The sequence below is a fragment of the Streptomyces sp. CA-243310 genome (assembly GCF_050936775.1).
GTDB lineage: Bacteria > Actinomycetota > Actinomycetes > Streptomycetales > Streptomycetaceae > Streptomyces.
The window spans coordinates 2,337,358-2,354,037 of sequence record NZ_JBNJMF010000001.1 but is presented as its reverse complement, the minus strand read 5'-3'; the positions used below and the strand labels follow the sequence as shown (position 1 = coordinate 2,354,037).

General features: G+C 70.9%; 16 protein-coding genes. 6 read left to right on the top strand and 10 right to left on the bottom strand.

Annotated features, from left to right (window positions below):
• Positions 1–50: 50 nt before the first annotated feature.
• Both ACQEVM_RS10685 and ACQEVM_RS10680 read right to left on the bottom strand, forming a co-directional pair.
• Positions 51–434 (bottom strand): helix-turn-helix domain-containing protein, encoded by a 384-nt coding sequence (locus ACQEVM_RS10685; RefSeq protein WP_329441366.1) that lies wholly within the window; start codon positions 432–434, stop codon positions 51–53.
• A complete protein-coding gene (locus ACQEVM_RS10680) occupies positions 431–682 on the bottom strand; it encodes a hypothetical protein (RefSeq protein WP_267796019.1) in 252 nt (83 codons plus the stop codon). The genes ACQEVM_RS10685 and ACQEVM_RS10680 overlap by 4 nt, the downstream gene beginning before the upstream one ends.
• 125 nt (positions 683–807) lie before the next feature.
• Here ACQEVM_RS10680 and ACQEVM_RS10675 point away from each other — a divergent pair, with 125 nt between their 5' ends.
• The 3 genes from ACQEVM_RS10675 (at position 808) to ACQEVM_RS10665 (ending at position 4,294) form a co-directional block, all read left to right on the top strand.
• A complete protein-coding gene (locus ACQEVM_RS10675) occupies positions 808–1,641 on the top strand; it encodes a TIM barrel protein (protein WP_433077297.1) in 834 nt (277 codons plus the stop codon).
• Positions 1,642–1,716: 75 nt separating this feature from the next.
• Complete coding sequence (locus ACQEVM_RS10670) at positions 1,717–2,616, top strand: 2-hydroxy-3-oxopropionate reductase (RefSeq protein WP_433077295.1); 900 nt, start codon at positions 1,717–1,719, stop codon at positions 2,614–2,616.
• Positions 2,617–2,836: 220 nt separating this feature from the next.
• The gene (locus tag ACQEVM_RS10665) at positions 2,837–4,294 is read left to right on the top strand and encodes a catalase (RefSeq protein WP_433079927.1); all 1,458 of its coding nucleotides are present in this window, start codon (positions 2,837–2,839) and stop codon (positions 4,292–4,294) included.
• Positions 4,295–4,732: 438 nt separating this feature from the next.
• Here the strand turns inward: ACQEVM_RS10665 and ACQEVM_RS10660 are convergent, their stop codons facing one another.
• Genes ACQEVM_RS10660 through ACQEVM_RS10630 form a run of 7 tightly spaced genes read right to left on the bottom strand, consistent with a single transcriptional unit; the run spans position 4,733 to position 11,966 of the window.
• A complete protein-coding gene (locus tag ACQEVM_RS10660) occupies positions 4,733–5,533 on the bottom strand; it encodes an ABC transporter ATP-binding protein (RefSeq protein ID WP_433077293.1) in 801 nt (266 codons plus the stop codon).
• The gene (locus ACQEVM_RS10655; RefSeq protein ID WP_433077291.1) at positions 5,530–6,462 is read right to left on the bottom strand and encodes an ABC transporter ATP-binding protein; all 933 of its coding nucleotides are present in this window, start codon (positions 6,460–6,462) and stop codon (positions 5,530–5,532) included. The genes ACQEVM_RS10660 and ACQEVM_RS10655 overlap by 4 nt, the downstream gene beginning before the upstream one ends.
• On the bottom strand, positions 6,459–7,322 hold the full coding sequence (locus ACQEVM_RS10650) for an ABC transporter permease (protein ID WP_433077289.1): 864 nt from the start codon (positions 7,320–7,322) through the stop codon (positions 6,459–6,461). Before ACQEVM_RS10650 ends, ACQEVM_RS10655 begins: the two co-directional genes overlap by 4 nt.
• Positions 7,319–8,284, bottom strand: a complete 966-nt coding sequence (locus ACQEVM_RS10645; RefSeq protein WP_433077287.1) for an ABC transporter permease — start codon at positions 8,282–8,284, stop codon at positions 7,319–7,321. The genes ACQEVM_RS10650 and ACQEVM_RS10645 overlap by 4 nt, the downstream gene beginning before the upstream one ends.
• Positions 8,284–9,912, bottom strand: a complete 1,629-nt coding sequence (locus ACQEVM_RS10640; RefSeq protein WP_433077285.1) for an ABC transporter substrate-binding protein — start codon at positions 9,910–9,912, stop codon at positions 8,284–8,286. Before ACQEVM_RS10640 ends, ACQEVM_RS10645 begins: the two co-directional genes overlap by 1 nt.
• 42 nt (positions 9,913–9,954) lie before the next feature.
• A complete protein-coding gene (locus ACQEVM_RS10635; protein ID WP_433077283.1) occupies positions 9,955–10,938 on the bottom strand; it encodes a nitrilase-related carbon-nitrogen hydrolase in 984 nt (327 codons plus the stop codon).
• Positions 10,935–11,966, bottom strand: coding sequence for an agmatine deiminase family protein (locus ACQEVM_RS10630; protein WP_433077281.1), 1,032 nt, complete (start codon positions 11,964–11,966; stop codon positions 10,935–10,937). The genes ACQEVM_RS10635 and ACQEVM_RS10630 overlap by 4 nt, the downstream gene beginning before the upstream one ends.
• Before the next feature lie 227 nt (positions 11,967–12,193).
• On the opposite strand from ACQEVM_RS10630, the gene ACQEVM_RS10625 reads away from it, so the two are divergent.
• Positions 12,194–12,778, top strand: a complete 585-nt coding sequence (locus ACQEVM_RS10625; protein ID WP_433077279.1) for a TetR/AcrR family transcriptional regulator — start codon at positions 12,194–12,196, stop codon at positions 12,776–12,778.
• Between the two features lie 261 nt (positions 12,779–13,039).
• Here ACQEVM_RS10625 and gcl read toward each other — a convergent pair whose 3' ends face one another.
• On the bottom strand, positions 13,040–14,827 hold the full coding sequence (gcl, locus tag ACQEVM_RS10620; protein WP_433077277.1) for a glyoxylate carboligase: 1,788 nt from the start codon (positions 14,825–14,827) through the stop codon (positions 13,040–13,042).
• A 256-nt stretch (positions 14,828–15,083) separates the two neighbouring features.
• On the opposite strand from gcl, the gene ACQEVM_RS10615 reads away from it, so the two are divergent.
• Together ACQEVM_RS10615 and ACQEVM_RS10610 are read left to right on the top strand one after the other, a co-directional pair.
• A complete protein-coding gene (locus tag ACQEVM_RS10615; protein WP_433077275.1) occupies positions 15,084–15,947 on the top strand; it encodes a hypothetical protein in 864 nt (287 codons plus the stop codon).
• Between the two features lie 144 nt (positions 15,948–16,091).
• A complete protein-coding gene (locus tag ACQEVM_RS10610) occupies positions 16,092–16,580 on the top strand; it encodes a glutathione peroxidase (RefSeq protein ID WP_433077273.1) in 489 nt (162 codons plus the stop codon).
• Positions 16,581–16,680: the final 100 nt, after the last annotated feature.

The following is a 16,680-nucleotide window of genomic DNA, read 5'->3' as shown; positions in this document are numbered from 1 at the left end:
GCCGCCCGGATCAATCGGGCGGCGGCTCGTCACCGTGCGTCAGTTGCTGTTCACGCTTGGCTGTTCTTGTTCGGGTTTTCCCTGTTCAGGTAGTTGTAGACCGTGAAGCGGCTGACCCCCAGGGCCCCCGCGACCGTTTCCACCCCGTGCCGCACGGAGAAGGCGCCACGCGCCTCCAGTATGCGCACCACGTCCTGTTTGGACTTCCGGTCGAGCCGGGCCAGGGGCACTCCGTGGCGGCGCTCCAGCGCCGCCAGGATGTGGTCCAGCGAGTCGGACAGCTGGGGCAGGCGCACGGCCAGCAGGTCCTGGCCCTCCCAGGTGAGCACGACGTCGTCGGGCTGCGCCAGGGAGGGGTCCATCAGCTCGCCGCCGATGGCGTCGACCAGCGGCTTGACCGCGGTGACGAACGGGTGGTCGCGGGGCTCGGTCACGGGGTCTCCTCCCGGATCACGTTCACCTGGAGCGAGACGCGCGTGGCTCCGGCCTCCAGCGAGTCGCGCAGGAGCGCGGAAACGGCGGTGAGCACCTCGTCGGATCCGCCCTCGGCCGTGTTGCCGAACGGGCCGACGTCCACCGCGTCGAGCTGCGCCTTCTGGATGACCTCGCGAGCGGCCACGGCATGGGCGGGGGCCTCTTCGAGATCGAAGGGCTCGGTCGTGAATTCCACTCTCAATCGCACGCGGTCAAGCTACCCCGCGCTCCCGAGGTTTCGGCAGTCCGCACTTGACAGCCACGCAAACCTCGATGCAGTCTTCCATCAAGCAGAAACTAACTTCCGCAATACGGAAGGAGCGCACACCCCTCATGGGATACACGGACCAGCGCTTCGATGTAAACCTTTCGATCCTCTACACGGAACTCCCGCTCCTGGAGCGACCCGCGGCCGCCGCCGCGGCGGGCTTCACCGCGGTCGAGCTGTGGTGGCCCTGGATCGAGACCCCCACCCCCGACCAGGCGGAGCTCGACGCCCTCAAGAAGGCTCTCGAGGACGCCGGCACCCAGCTGGTGGGCCTGAACTTCTACGCCGGCCGACTGCCGGGTCCGGACCGCGGCGCGGTCTCGGTCCCCGGTGAGGAGTCGGAGCGCTTCAACGCCAACATCAACGTGGCCGCCGACTTCGCGGCCTCGGTCGGCTGCAAGGCGCTGAACGCCCTCTACGGCAACCGCGTGGAAGGCGTCGACCCGGCCGTCCAGGACGAGCTCGCCCTGGAGAACCTGGTCGTGGCCGCCCGCGCCGCGGACCGTGTGGGCGCGATCCTCCTGATCGAGACCCTCAACAAGCCCGAGTCGCCGCTCTACCCCCTGGTGAGCGCGCCGGCCGGCATCGAGGTCGTGGACAAGGTGAACGAGGCCACCGGTCTCGGCAACGCCAAGTTCCTCCTCGACCTGTACCACCTGGCGATGAACGATGAGGACCTCTCCGAGGTCATCGAAAAGTACGCCGCCAAGACCGGACACGTCCAGATCGCGGACAAGCCCGGACGCGGTGCCCCCGGCACCGGCGAGCTGCCCCTGGAGGAGCTGCTCGACCAGCTGAGGAAGGCCGGATACGAGGGCCACGTGGGCCTGGAGTACAAGGCCGCCGACGCTGCCGCATCCTTCGCCTGGCTGCCGGCCGAGGCCCGCGCCGCGAAGTAGGCGGACCAAGTCCGGGCGACCAGCCAGGCACCTCACGAACTTTTCGTACGAAGCATGAAGAGAAGGACCCTCATCATGAGCAACCCCACCGCGCTCCCCTCGATCGCCTGGGTCGGTCTCGGCATCATGGGCTCCCCCATGGCCGAGAACCTCCTGAAGGCCGGTTACTCGGTCACCGGCTTCACCCTGGAGCAGGACAAGCTGGAGCGCCTCGCCGCCGCCGGCGGCACCGCGGCCGGCTCGATCGCCGAGGCCGTCAAGGACGCCGACGTCGTCATCACGATGGTGCCCGCCTCCCCGCAGGTCGAGGCCATCGCCTACGGCGAGAACGGCATCCTGGAGAACGCGAAGTCCGGCGCGCTGATCATCGACATGTCGTCGATCACCCCGCAGACCTCGATCGACCTCGCCAAGAACGCCGCCGAGAAGGGCATCCGCGTCATCGACGCCCCGGTGTCCGGCGGCGAGGCCGGCGCCATCGAGGCCGTACTGTCGATCATGGTGGGTGGCGAGCAGGCCGACTTCGACGAGGCCCTGCCGATCCTGGAAGCCCTCGGCAAGACCATCGTCCTGTGCGGCCCGCACGGCTCCGGCCAGACGGTGAAGGCCGCCAACCAGCTCATCGTCGCGGTGAACATCCAGGCGTGCGCCGAGGCCGTGGTCTTCCTGGAGAAGTCGGGCGTGAACCTCACCGCCGCCCTGGACGTCCTCAACGGCGGTCTGGCCGGCTCCACGGTGCTGACGCGCAAGAAGGACAACTTCCTGAACCGCGACTTCAAGCCCGGCTTCCGGATCGACCTGCACCACAAGGACATGGGCATCGTCACCGACGCCGCCCGCAACGTGGGTGCGGCCCTCCCGGTCGGCGCGGTCGTCGCCCAGCTCGTCGCCTCGCTGCGCGCCCAGGGTGACGGTGGCCTGGACCACTCCGCCCTGCTGCGCGCGGTCGAGCGCCTCTCCGGCGCCCAGATCTGATCACGGGTCTGAACGCCCCTCCCCCCAGGGGGACCTGAGTTTCCGGATGGTGCCGGCGCTGACACCTGTCCTGTCGCGCCCAGGCGCCGGCACCGTCCGGATTTCCTCTCCTACATTCTTTCTTTCAACAAACTGTTGACGTCGAGTTCACGCCGAAATTAGGCTGTTCCGCATGACGGAAGATGCATTCCGTCAGCAGTTTCCCGTACGGAAGGTCACCATGTCGAAGCGCACGCTGACGACCGAGTCCGGCGCCCCGGTCGCCGACAACCAGAACTCCGCCACCGCCGGCGTCGGTGGCCCGCTCCTGGTCCAGGACCAGCAGCTCCTTGAGAAGCTTGCCCGCTTCAACCGGGAGCGCATCCCGGAGCGCGTGGTGCACGCCCGCGGCTCGGCCGCGTACGGCCACTTCGAGGTGACCGACGACGTCACCGCCTACACCAGCGCCGCGTTCCTGAACACGGTCGGCAAGAAGACCGAGACCTTCCTGCGGTTCTCCACCGTCGCGGACTCCCTCGGTGGCGCGGACGCCGTCCGCGACCCGCGCGGCTTCGCGCTGAAGTTCTACACCGAAGAGGGCAACTACGACCTCGTCGGCAACAACACCCCGGTGTTCTTCATCAAGGACCCCATCAAGTTCCCCGACTTCATCCACTCGCAGAAGCGCGACCCCTTTACGGGCAAGCAGGAGCCGGACAACGTCTGGGACTTCTGGGCGCACGCCCCCGAGGCCACGCACCAGATCACCTGGCTGATGGGTGACCGCGGCATCCCCGCGTCCTACCGCCACATGAACGGCTACGGCTCCCACACCTACCAGTGGACCAACGCCCAGGGCGAGGCCTTCTTCGTCAAGTACCACTTCAAGACGAACCAGGGCGTCCGCAGCCTCTCCGGCGACCAGGCCGCCGAGCTCGTCGGCAAGGACGCGAACTCGCACCAGACCGACCTGCTCCAGGCGATCGAGCGCGGCGTGAACCCGAGCTGGACCCTCTACGTCCAGGTCATGCCGGCCTCCGAGGCCGCGGACTACCGCTTCAACCCGTTCGACCTCACCAAGGTGTGGCCGCACGGCGACTACCCGCTGCAGCGCGTGGGCCGTCTGGTCCTCGACCGCAACCCGGACAACGTCTTCGCCGAGGTCGAGCAGTCCGCGTTCTCCCCGAACAACTTCGTCCCGGGCATCACCGCCTCGCCGGACAAGATGCTCCAGGGCCGCCTCTTCGCGTACGCCGATGCCCAGCGCTACCGCCTCGGTGTGAACCACACGCTGCTGCCGGTCAACGCCCCGAAGGCGACCACGGCCGACAACTACGGCCGCGACGGCGTCATGGCGCTGCGCAACGGTTCGCGCCACGACAAGAACTACGAGCCCAACTCGTACCGGGGCCCGGCCGAGACCGGTCTGGCGCTCGGCGCCCCGAAGGCCGTCTCCGGCTACACGGGCACCCACGAGGCCCCGGCCCACACCAAGGACGACGACTTCTTCCAGGCCGGTGAGCTCTACCGCCTGATGTCGGAGGCCGAGAAGCAGCGTCTGGTGGCGAACATCGCCGGCGGCCTGTCCCAGGTCACCATCGAGGACGTCGTCGAGAAGAACCTGGCTCACTTCCACGCCGCGGACGCCGACTACGGCAAGCGCGTCGAGGAGGCCGTCCGCGCCCTGCGCGACGCCTGAGCCGCTCAACTGTACCGGGGGCCTGACGGGAGGTCATGCCCCTGGTGCTGAGCCCGCACCGCGGACCCGGATGAGGGGTGGTACGCGGTGGGGGCAGGACGAGGACCGCGGCGGGCGTGCGAGCCAGTGCGGTGGTAATGGGTTCCGAGGCCCGTCTCTCGACCTGAGGGAGACGGTGCCGGAGTTCTCGTCGCCGCCCGCCGCGGTCCCAGCCTCTTCCTTCCGTACGGGGGCCGCGCACAAGGTCCCCCGTACCCGAGGAGGAACACCCTCCCCCAATACTCCGCCCGGCGGTGCGAACGTCCTGTCGCGCCAGCCTCGCACCGTCGGGCGGTCACCATCGAAGCGCCGGGTCACGGACGGTCCCGTGACCCGGCGCTTTGTCGTGCGCGGCGTGCGTCACCGCCCCGACCGCCCCCCGGCGACCGGGGCGGGCACTCAGTGGCCCGCGTGCCTCCGTCGGGCCGCGATGGCGGCCGGGTCCCAGCCGGGCCGGGGCACGGAATCCAGCAGCAGCCGGGTGTACGCGTGCTCGGGGGCGGACAGCAGCGTGGCCGTCGCGCCCTGTTCGACGATCCGGCCGGACCGCATGACGACCAGCGAGTCGGTCACCGCCCGTACGACGCCGAGGTCGTGGGTGATGAACAGGTACGCGATGTCCGTGCGGGCGCGGATCTCCGCGAGCAGGTTGAGGATCTGCGCCTGCACGGAGACGTCCAGGGCCGCCACGGCCTCGTCCAGCACCAGAACCGCCGGTTCCACCGCGAGCGCCCGCGCCATCGCGACCCGCTGGCGTTGGCCGCCCGACAGCTCGCGCGGTCGGGCCGCCGCCTCCCGGTCGCCGAGGCCCACCTGTTCCATGAGTTCCGCGACCCGGGGTCCGGGATCGCGGTCGGGGAAGTGCAGCCGCAGGGTCTCGCGCACCGCCTCGCCCGCCGGGACCCGCGGGTCCAGCGACAGCAGCGGGTCCTGGAAGACCATTTGTACCTCGCGGGCACGGTGCAGCCGGGCGGCCCGGCCGCGCACCGACGGGGCCCGCAGCCTTCCCCGTACGAGGACCTCGCCCGTGTCGGCCCGCTCCAGGCCGGTCACGATCCGGGCCGTGGTGGTCTTGCCCGAACCGGACTCGCCGACGATGCCGAGCGAGCCGCCCGCCGGGACGCGGAAGGAGACGTCGTCGACGGCGCTCACGGCGCCGTAGGCGCGACCCAGGCCGCGGACTTCCAGTACCGCGCTCACGAGAGCACCTCCGCGTGGTGACAGGCCACGCCCGAGCGCGGGGTCGGGATCTCGTCGCCGCACAGATCGGTGGCGCGGGCGCAGCGCGGGGCGAAGGCGCAGCCGGTGACGGTCGTGCGGAGGTCCGGCGGCCGGCCGGCTATCGCGGCGAGGGGCCCGGGCGGCGCGTCGAGGCGGGGGGTCGCCGCGAGGAGCGCCCTCGTGTAGGGGTGCCGGGGGTGTTCGAAGAGGGCTGCGGCGGGGCCGGTCTCCACGATGCGGCCCGCGTACATGACGTGGACCCGGTCGCTGATCGCGGCGGCGAGTTCCAGGTCGTGGGTGACGAACAGGAGCCCGCAGCCCTCGCGTTCCCGCAGCCGGGCCAAGAGGGCGATGGTCTCGGCCTGGGTGGTGGTGTCGAGGGCGGTGGTGGGTTCGTCCGCGAGCAGCAGCCGGGGTCCGGGCAGCAGCGCGGCGGCGATCATGACGCGTTGGAGCATGCCTCCGGACAGCTCGTGCGGGTACTGGCGCAGGACCCGGTCGGGCAGACCCACCGCGTCGAGGAGTTCGGCGAGCCGCCCGTCGGGGACCTTGACGCCCGCGTGCCGCAGCCCCTCGGTGAGGAAGTCGCCGAGGCGGCGCAACGGGTTCATCGCCGCGCGCGGGTCCTGGAAGATCATCGAGGCGGTGTGGGAGCGGAGTTCGCGGAGCGCGGCGGGGGCCATCGTCAGCACGTCCCGGCCGGCGACGCGCACCGATCCGCAGACCTCCGCGCCGGGCGGCAGCAGCCCCAGCGCGGAGCGGGAGGTGAGGGACTTGCCCGAGCCCGACTCGCCGACGAGGGCGACGGTCTCGCCGGCCTCGACGGTCAGGTCCACCCCGGCGAGCACGGGGCGCGGGAAGCCGGGCAGCGTCAGGCGCAGCCCTTCCACTTCGAGTACGGGGCTCATGCGGCGCGCCCCGAGACCCGGTCGGCGAAGCGCTCGCCGACGACGTTGAAGGCGACGACGGTGAGGATCACCGCGAGGCAGGGGGCGAGCGCGGAGAGCGGCGCCCCGTCGAGGATGGCGGACTGGCCGTCGTTGATCATGGCTCCCCAGTCGGGGGTGAGGGGCGGCACGCCGAGGCCGAGGAAGGACAGGGCGGCCAGGTCGAGGAGGGCGTAGCCGAAGTTGACGGTGGACTGGGCGAGGACGACGGGCGCGATGTTCGGCACGAGGTGGCGTACGCAGATCCACGCCCCGGAGAAGCCCTGCACCCGGTACGCCGCGAGGTACGGCTTTCCGACCTCGGAGAGCGCGAGGCCGCGGGCGAGCCGGCTGACGAACGGCGTGTACGCGAGGGACAGTGCGACCATCGGGGCGATCAGCCCGCGCCCGTACAGCGAGACGAGCAGCATGGCGAGGAGCAGCCCGGGAAAGGCGAGCAGCAGTTCGCTGGTCCGGGAGAGCAGGGCGTCGACCCAGCCGCCGCGCCAGGCGGCGGTGACGCCGATGACCACCCCGAGGAGGGTCGACAGGACGACGACGCCGAGCGGGCCGAGGAGCGAGGTGCGGGCGCCGACGATCAGGCGGGAGAGGGTGTCGCGGCCGCTGATGTCGCCGCCGAGCGGCAGGTGGGGCGTGGGGTTGGCGAGCGAGGCCCCGAAGTCGACGGCGTTCGGGTCGTGCGGCGCCAGCCAGGGTGCGGCCAGCGCGACCAGGACCACGAGGACGGCGAAGCCGAGGCAGATCCGGTGGAGCCCGGCACCGCCGCCGGCCTTGCCGATCTTGGTGCGCGAGGCCGCGGGCCGGAGCAGGAGTGCGGTCATTCGGAGCTCCTGGTGCCGAGCCGGACCCGGGGGTCGATGAGCGGGTGGACGAGGTCGACGGCGAGGTTGACCAGCACGAACAGCGCGATGGTCAGCAGGGAGATCGCCTGGACGACGGGGAAGTCCTTGACGGTCACGGACTTCGCGAGGAACTCGCCGAGCCCGCCGAGGCCGAAGGCGGATTCCACGAGGATCGTGCAGACCATCAGCCCGGAGAGGGCCAGCCCGGCCTGGGTGACGACGGTGCCCAGCGCTCCGCGCAGTACGTGGCGGCGTACGACGGTGCGCTCCGGCACTCCGCGGCTGCGGGCGACGGTGACGTGGTCCTGCGCGAACTGCTCCAGCAGGGAGGCCCTGGTGACGCGGGCGAGCACCCCGACGAAGGGCAGGGCCAGGGCCACGGCGGGCAGGACGAGGTGGTGGAGGGTGTCGAGGAAGCCGTCTCCGCTGCCGAGTACGGGGAACCAGCCGAGCCGGACCGAGAACAGCGACAGGAGCAGGATCGCGGCGATGAAGGACGGGGTGGCGACGGCGACCGAGGTGGTGATCAGGACGGCCTGGTCGGTGCGGCGCCCGCGCACGGCGCCCAACAGGCCGAGCAGCAGTCCGCCCACGATGACGAGGAGGGCCGACATCCCGATCAGGGCGAGGGTGACGGGCATGCGGGAGGCGACCAGGTCGACGACGTCGGAGCGGTACTGGACGGAGGTGCCCAGGTCTCCCGTGACGACACCGCCGAGCCACTTCCCGTACTGGACGAGGAACGGGTCGTCGAGGTGGTAGTGGGAGCGGATCGCCTCCAGCGCCTGGGGGCTCGCGCCGCGACCACCGAGCAGGAAGGTCTCGGGCCTGCCCGGGGCGAGGCGGATGGAGGCGTGCACGAGGAACGAGGCGACGAGGAGGGTGGCGAGGAGTTCGCCGATCCTTCGCGACAGGAAGCGGACGAGATCGGGTCTCGGCATCACGGGGCCCCCACTTCGGCCGCCCAGGGGGCGTACATGTACGAGATGCCGGTCGGCGCTCCGGTGATCCTCTTGTTGAGGAACATCGGGCCGGGGTACTCCGCCACCGGCAGGCACAGGGCCGCGTCGGCGGCCATCCTGGCGAGCCTGGCGGTCAGCACCCCGCGTGTGGCGGGGTCGTACTCGGCCGTCGCCCGGTCGACGAGGGCGTCGTACTCCGGTGAGCTGTAGCCGGCGTAGTTCTCGAACTGGCCGGTGCGGAAGTTGCTGTACATGGCGAGCGGGTCGCTGAGCGACAGGTAGTAGGTGAAGGGGAAGAGGTCGAGTCCCTTGCGCGCCTCGGGGTCGGAGAACAGTGCGGTGAAGGCGTCGGGGGCGATGGTGCGGATCTCCATGTCGAGGCCGATGCGGCGGCCCGCGTCCTGGACGGCGGTGGCGAGCAGGGCGACGTCCGGACCGAGCGGGCTGGAGGCGACGGTCACCTTCCTCCCGCGCGCGCCGGCCTCGTCGACGAGACGTTTCGCCTCGGTCAGGTCCCGCTCGACGGGAGGCAGCCCGACCAGTTCCCGGGCGACGGGTTCCTCGGGTGTCCCGCGCCAGACGTCCTTGACCACCAGGGAACTGGTGGGGGTGGCGGCGCCGCGCATCGCGCCCTTGGCGAAGCCCTCGCGGTCGAGGGCCAGCATCAGGGCGCGGCGCACCCGTACGTCGGAGAGGGTGCCGCCGAGGTCGGACACGGCGAGGTTGACGGTGGTGAGGCTCTGCCCCTGGTACACGGAGCCGTTGTCGGCCGCGCGGAACCGGGAGAGGGACTCCGGGGGCACGGCGAAGGAGCCGTCCACCTCGCCGGTGAGCAGGGCGTTGGTGCGGGCGGCGGAGTCGGGCAGGAAGACGAAGTCGACGTGGCCGGCCTTGGCCCGCTTGCCCCGGTAGCCGTCGAAGCGGTCCAGGCGCAGCGAGGCACCCTGTTCCCACTCGCCCAGTTTGAACGGGCCGGTGCAGTCGAGGCCGCCGTCGGCGGTGCCGAACTTCCGGCCCTGTTCCCGCATGGTGGCGGCGTTGGCGACCGTGCCGGCGGAGTTCGCCATGGCCTGTGGGAACAGCGCGTCCGGGGTCTTGAGGTGCACGGTGACCTGGAGCGGGCCGGTCTTCTCGACGGAGGCGACGTTCTTGAAGTCCTCCACCCAGTACGAGCCGAGTTCGGGGTCGAGGTGCCGGTTCAGGCTGGCCACCGCGTCGTCGGCGGTCAGGATGGCGCCGGAGTGGAAGCGCACGTTCGGGCGGAGGTCGTAGACCCAGGTGGTGGGGTCGGGGTTGGACGCCTTCTCGGCGAGGCCGGGTTCCACGGTGAGCTGGGGAGTCCAGCGCATCAGGGACTCGCAGACGTTGGCGAGGACGGTGTTCTGCGGGTAGTCGAAGGCGTAGAGGTAGTCGAGCACGGGCGGCTCGGCGTACAGCGCCCAGGTGAACCCGTCGATGTCGCCGCGAGCGGCGGGTGTGGCGGTGGAGAGGTGTATCGCGGTGGTACCGGCGTCGCCGGCCGGGGCCGCGCAGCCCGCGCCCGTGAGGATCAGGGCGAGGACCGCGGCGGCGGGACCGGCCAGGCGGCGCCGTGAGGGGATCGGCATGCACGCTCCTTGGCGGAGTTTGGCGCTGGGAGGACCTGCTGGTCAGCGGGCCTGCGCGTCGAGTGGCTCGGTGAGCCGGCCGTACAGCTCGGGGCGGCGGGTCTGCATCAGTCCGAAGTCGAGCCAGTCGCGACGCTGGTCGAGGTCGAGGTCGGCGACGAGCACGGCGGGCCGGTCGCGTGGGGCACGCAGCATGACACGGCCGTAGGGGTCGGAGATGAAGGAGGACCCGTAGAAGGTGGAGCGGCCCTCGGTGCCGACACGATTGGGGACGATCATGAAGAGCGCGTTGGCGAGGCCGTTGGCGCTGATCGCGTGCTCCCACATCGGCCGGGTGTCGAAGTCGGGGAGGTCCACCTCGGAGCCGATGGCGGTCGGGTGGACGAGGATCTCGGCCCCGTGCAGGCCGTAGGCGCGCGCGAGTTCCGGGAACCACTCGTCCCAGCAGGTCGGGAAGCCGAAGCGGGCCCCTTCGAGGAAGGTCACGGGGAAGCCGCTGTCGCCGGGGCGGAAGCAGAGGTCCTCGCGGTAGCCGGGGAAGGCGGGGATGTGGTTCTTGCGGGTGCGGGCGACGAGCTTGCCGGCCGCGTCCACGCAGACCGCCGTGTTGTAGCCGAGCCCGCCGTCCTCGGCGCGCTCGTAGAGGGAGGCGTGCACCGTGATGCCGAGTTCCCCGGCGAGTTCGGCGGCCAGGGCGACGGTGGGGCCGTCCTCCAGGTCTTCGAGGTGACGGGCGGCGCCGTCACCCATGGGGTCGTCGGTGTTGCAGAAGTAGGGGCTGCGGGTGAGTTCGGGCAGGCAGACGACCTTGGCACCCTCGGCTGCGGCGATCCGCACGCCCTCGCGCAGGCGCTCGTCGTGCTCGTCCGCGTCCGCGTACCAGCGCATCTGAACGAGGCCGACGCGCAGTGGGACGCGCTCGGCGGACTCCGTCCGGGCCGGGGAGCCGAGCGGTGAACCGTCGCTGACGAGGAGTTCGTACCCGGCGCCGGCATGCGCGGTGGTGCGGGTGGTGGGGGTGTTCACGCGTTCAGGTCCTTCGGGAGCTGCTGGGTGATGCAGTGGACGCCGCCGCCGCCGAACGCGAGGACCGGTGCGGGGACCCCGACCACCTTGCGGCCGGGCAGGGCCTCGGCGAGGACGGCGAGGGCCGCCTCGTCCTCGGGGGTACCTCCCACGGGCACCACACAGCCGCCGTTGGCGAGGTAGAAGTTGAGGTAGCAGACCTCGACCGGGGTGCCCTCGACCTCGCCGTGGGTGGTCTGCGGGACCGCGACGACCCGCAGGGCGCGACCGCGGGCGTCGGTGGAGGCCTCCAGGACGGCGAGGTTGGCGCGCATCCGGGCGTGGTCGGGGTGGGCGGGGTCCTCGGGAAGGGAGACGACCACGGTGCCGGGGGCGACGAAGGCGGCGACGCCGTCGACGTGGCCGTCGGTCTCGGTGTCCTCCAGACCGCCGTACGGCAGCCAGATGATCTTCTCGACGCCGAGCCGGCGCTTGATCTCGTCCTCGATCTCCGTGCGGCTCATGCGCGGGTTGCGGTTGGGGTGCAACAGGCACTGCTCGGTGGTGATCAGGGTGCCCTCGCCGTCGACGGTGATGGCACCGCCTTCGAGGATCATCGAGGAGTGCGCGCGAGGGATGCCGAGTCGGTCCAGGAGGAGCGCGGCGAGCTTGTCGTCGGCGGCCCAGGGGTAGTGCTTTTCGCCCCAGGCGTTGAAGCGGAAGTCGACGCCCACCCGGTCGCCCTGGTCGTCGTAGGCGAAGATCGGGCCGGAGTCGCGCAGCCAGGAGTCGTCGATCGGCAGCTCGATCACCTCGATGCCGGGATCGTCGCCGAAGGCGACACGGGCCTCGTCCACCGCGTCGGCCGCGGCGATCATGATGACCGGCTCGAAGTCGGCGATGGCACGGGCCACCGCCGCGTACTCGCGCCGCGCCGCCTCGAAGGCCGGCCCCCACAGTGCGGGCCGGGTGGGCCACGCCATCAGGCAGGCCTCGTGCTCGGCCCACTCGGCGGGCATGCGGGGGTACGTCGGACTCAGCGGACTCATGGGAGAGCTCCTTTGGTGCGGGTCGGGCTGGGTGGGGCAGCTTCTGGCGGGGGGTTTGGGGAGGTATGGGGCACTTTGGCCACCCCGTCATCCACCTCGACATCCTGACTGAAATTTCAGTCAGGTGAACAGTGACTGAAAATCCAGTCAGCAACCCCGGTGGGAGCTATCGTGGGACCTGACTGAAAGGTCAGTCAAGAGGTAGGGACCGAAAGGTGCGAACAAGAGTGGCCGATCGCCAATCGTTGATCTTGGAAGCTGCCGTGCGCGTGATCGCCCGCAACGGCGTCAGGGGGCTGCGCGTCGAGGAGCTGGCGTCCGAGGCGGGGGTGTCCACCGCGCTGATCTACTACCACTTCAAGGACCGGGCCGGCTTGATCCAGCGGACGCTCGCCTTCATCAGCGACCGCGCCACCGTCTACACCGACGAGGCGCTCGACGACTCCGAGGACGCCCGGGGCGTACTGCTCCAACTGCTGCTGAGCGAACTCCAGGACACCACCCGGGTTCGCGAGAACAGCATCGCCTGGGGTGAGCTGCGGGCGAGCGCGATCTTCGAAACCGACCTGCGCGAGACGCTGGCGGACTCCACCCGCACCTGGAACCGGGACACCGCCGATTCGATCATGGACGCCCAGGTGGCGGGCCTCGCCGATCCCCGGGCCATCCCGCTGGACGTCGCCGAGCGGCTGACCGCACTGGTGGAGGGCTTGAGCGAGCGCTGGCTCAGCGGTTCACTGACCCTGGACCGCGCCCGCGACCTGATCACGGGCGCACTGGACGCGGAACTGGGCCCGCACCCCGGGAAGTGACGCGCCGCGCCGGGTCGCTCGGGCAGCCACCGGACCACCCCGGCGACCCCGACCACCCCGGCGACACCGGCGGCACGGGCGACACGGGCGACACCGCCCGACCCGGCGACGCCGGCCACCCGAACAACGCGAACGACCCGAACGACCCGGCGACGGAACGCGAAACGGCCCCCGCCCCTCCGGCAGGAGGGACGGGGGCCGTCGGGGTCGCGGCGGGGACGACCCGCCGCCTCACGCTCAGACGGTCAGGCGGTCAGACGGTCAGACGGTCAGCGGGCGGATCGCGGTCGGGGCGTGGCCCGGCTCGGTCGCGAGCTCCTCGAACTCGGTGACGTCGCTCATGTCGACCGTCTTGCTCATCGAGATGTTGGTGACACGCTCCAGGATGGCCTCGACGACCACCGGGACGCTGTACTCCGCGGCGAGCTTCTTGGCCTCCTCCAGGGCGGCACCCAGCTCGTTCGGGTCGGTGACCCGGATCGCCTTGCAGCCGAGGCCCTCGACGACCTTGACGTGGTCGACGCCGTAGACACCCAGCTCGGGGGCGTTGATGTTCTCGAATTCGAGGTTGACCTCGAAGTTGATGCCCAGACCGCCCTGCGCCTGACGAATCAGGCCCAGGTAGGCGTTGTTCACCAGGACGTGCACGTACGGGATCTTGTGCTGCGCACCGACCGCCAGCTCCTCCAGCATGAACTGGAAGTCGTAGTCGCCGGAGAGGGCGACGACGGGGGTCTGCGGGTCGGCGGTGGCGACACCCAGCGCGGCCGGGATCGTCCAGCCGAGCGGGCCGGCCTGGCCGCAGTTGATCCAGTGGCGCGGCTTGAAGACGTGCAGCATCTGCGCGCCGGCGATCTGGGAAAGACCGATGGTGGTGACGTAGCGGGTCTCCGGGCCGAAGGCCTTGTTCATCTCCTCGTAGACGCGCTGCGGCTTCATGGGGATGTTGTCGAAGTGCGTACGGCGCTGGAGCGTGCCCTTGCGCTCCAGGTGCGAGGCGACCCAGGCGCTGAAGTCGGGGAGCTTGCCCTCGGCCTTGAGCTCCTTGGCGACCTCGATGAAGAGCTCCAGCGCGGCCTTGGCGTCGGAGGCGATGCCGAGGTCGGGGGCGAAGATCTTGCCGATCTGGGTGGGCTCGATGTCGACGTGGACGAACTTGCGGTCGCCGAGGTACGCGTCCAGGTTGTAACCGGTGTGACGGTTGGCCCAGCGGTTGCCGATGCCCAGGACGAAGTCCGACTCCAGGAACGTGGCGTTGCCGTAGCGGTGCGAGGTCTGCACACCGACCATGCCGGCGGCCAGCTCGTGGTCGTCGGGAATGACGCCCCAGCCCATGAGCGTGGAGATGACCGGGACACCGGTCAGCTCGGCGAACTCGACCAGCAGGTCGGAGGCGTCGGCGTTGATGATGCCGCCGCCGGCGACGATCAGCGGGCGCTCGGACTCCAGCAGGAGCCGGATGGCCTTCTCGGCCTGCTTGCGGGTCGCGGCCGGCTTGTGCACGGCCAGCGGCTCGTACAGGTCGGGGTCGAACTCGATCTCGGTCAGCTGGACGTCGATGGGCAGGTCGATGAGGACCGGGCCCGGACGGCCGGAGCGCATCAGGTGGAAGGCCTGCTGGAAGACACCGGGGACCTGCGCGGCCTCCAGGACCGTGGTCGCGGCCTTGGTGACGGGCTTGGCGATCGAGGCGATGTCGACGGCCTGGAAGTCTTCCTTGTGCAGCTTCGCGACAGGGGCCTGACCGGTGATGCACAGGATCGGGATCGAGTCCGCGATGGCCGAGTAGAGGCCGGTGATCATGTCGGTGCCGGCGGGGCCGGACGTACCGATGCAGACACCGATGTTGCCCGGGGTCGTGCGGGTGTAGCCCTCGGCCATGTGCGAGGCGCCCTCGACGTGCCGGGCGAGGGTGTGGTTGATGCCACCGACGTTCTTGAGCTCGCGGTAGAACGGGTTGATCGCAGCGCCGGGCACGCCGAACGCTTGCGAAACGCCCTCGCGCTTGAGGATCTCCACTGCAGCGGCGGCGGCTGTCATACGAGGCATCGAGTTCTCCTGCGGGTCTGGCGGTCAGGCTTTTCCGTAATCCGGAAGTTTTGTTCTGCTATACGGAACAAGCTAAGCGGCCACTCCGGGGCGCGTCAAGGCGCTTCGGCACCCCGGAACCCACCAAAAGCCGCTTCTCGCTCGGTGACTTGTACGAATGACCATGACGCGACGGAAAATCGAGGACGCGCCCGCGCCGACCGTCGCCCGTGGTGGACCATGGACCCACGCACAGCGACGAAGGGGGTCCGGTCTCATGGCGGGAGCGGTACCGGTGCGCTGTCCGACCTGCCGGCGCGAGAACTCCTACAGCGCGCCGGTCTTCCCCTGCGTCTGCGGGAGCCCGGTCGTGCCTCCGCTGAACCTGGCGGCGCCGGCCGTGCCGCTGACCCACCGCACCTGGTCGGACAGTTGGGTGGCGGTCCGCTGCGAGGCCTGCGGGCGGGAGGGTGAGTGGCCGCGCCCCGAGGTGGGATGCGGCTCGTGCGGGACCGTGGCCCTGGTCCCGGTCCATTCGCCGGAATCCGTGGATCCCGACGCGCCCGGGCGGGGGCCCGGCCGCGGGACGCCGGGCGACCGTTCGGCGACGTCCGAAACGGATCGCCCCCCGGGGGCCCGCGGGGCGGCGGAGCACCCCCCGGCGGCGGCCTCCCCGGCACGGGCGGGCCTTCCGACACCGACGGACCTCCCGGCACCGGACCTCCCGACGCCGGCGGATTCCCCGGCGGCCGAGCGGGCGCCGTTCCGGCCGGTGACCATCCGGACGGGCCGGGACGCGGTGGTCACGGCCGCCCTGTACCTGCGCTGGCTCGGCTTCCGTGACGTACCCCGGCCCGACGGGTCGGCGATCCCCTCCGCGGCGGTGGACCTGCGGGCTCCCGGGGTGATCGCGCAGGTGGACCCGACGACCGCGCCGGCCGGACTGCGGGCGGTGGAGTGCGTGTGGCTGAACGGGCTCACGGCCTCGGCGGCGAGCGTCTACTTCTCCCTCGCCGGCTACACGACGCAGGCCCGGGAGCGCGCGGACCACCTGGGGATACCGCTGTTCATCATGGACCTGACGGGCACCCCGCAGCCGGTCAACGACCCGGCGGACCGGTTGATCGCCTCGGGAGCCTGAGCCGCCGGGTTGCGGGAACGCCCCTCGCCGGGTCACGGGCCAGGTGGGCGATTCGACCGGAGCCATTCGACCGGGAAGACGATGATCGACGGCGTGGTACTAGGCTCGGAGACCTTGACCGCCCTTCCCGTCGAGGAGAGCCCGATGAGCCTGTACGACATTCCGCTGACCACCCTGAACGATGAGCCCACCAGCCTCGCGGCGCACAAGGGCAAGGCGATCCTGCTGGTGAACACGGCCTCGCAGTGCGGCCTCACCCCGCAGTACTCGGGTCTGGCCCGGCTGCAGTTCGCGTACGAGAAGAAGGGGTTCACGGTGATCGGCGTACCGTGCAACCAGTTCGGTGGCCAGGAGCCCGGCACCGCGGACGACATCCAGACCTTCTGCGCGGCCGGTTTCGGGGTCACCTTCCCCATGCTGGAGAAGTCCGAGGTCAACGGCGAGAACCGGCACCCGCTGTACGCGGAGCTGGTGAAGACGCCGGACGCCGAGGGTGAGGCGGGGGACATCCAGTGGAACTTCGAGAAGTTCCTCATCTCCCCCGCCGGCGAGGTCGTCGGCCGCTTCCGGCCGCGCACCGAGCCCGAGGCCCCCGAGGTCGTCGCCGCGATCGAGGCGCAGCTGCCCGCGTAGCACTCGTCACGGGGCGCAGGCGAGGGACACGGGGCGCGGGCCGGGGGCGAGGGACGCGGGGCGCGGGGGCGCGGGCCGGGGTGGGACGTACCGGCCGGCG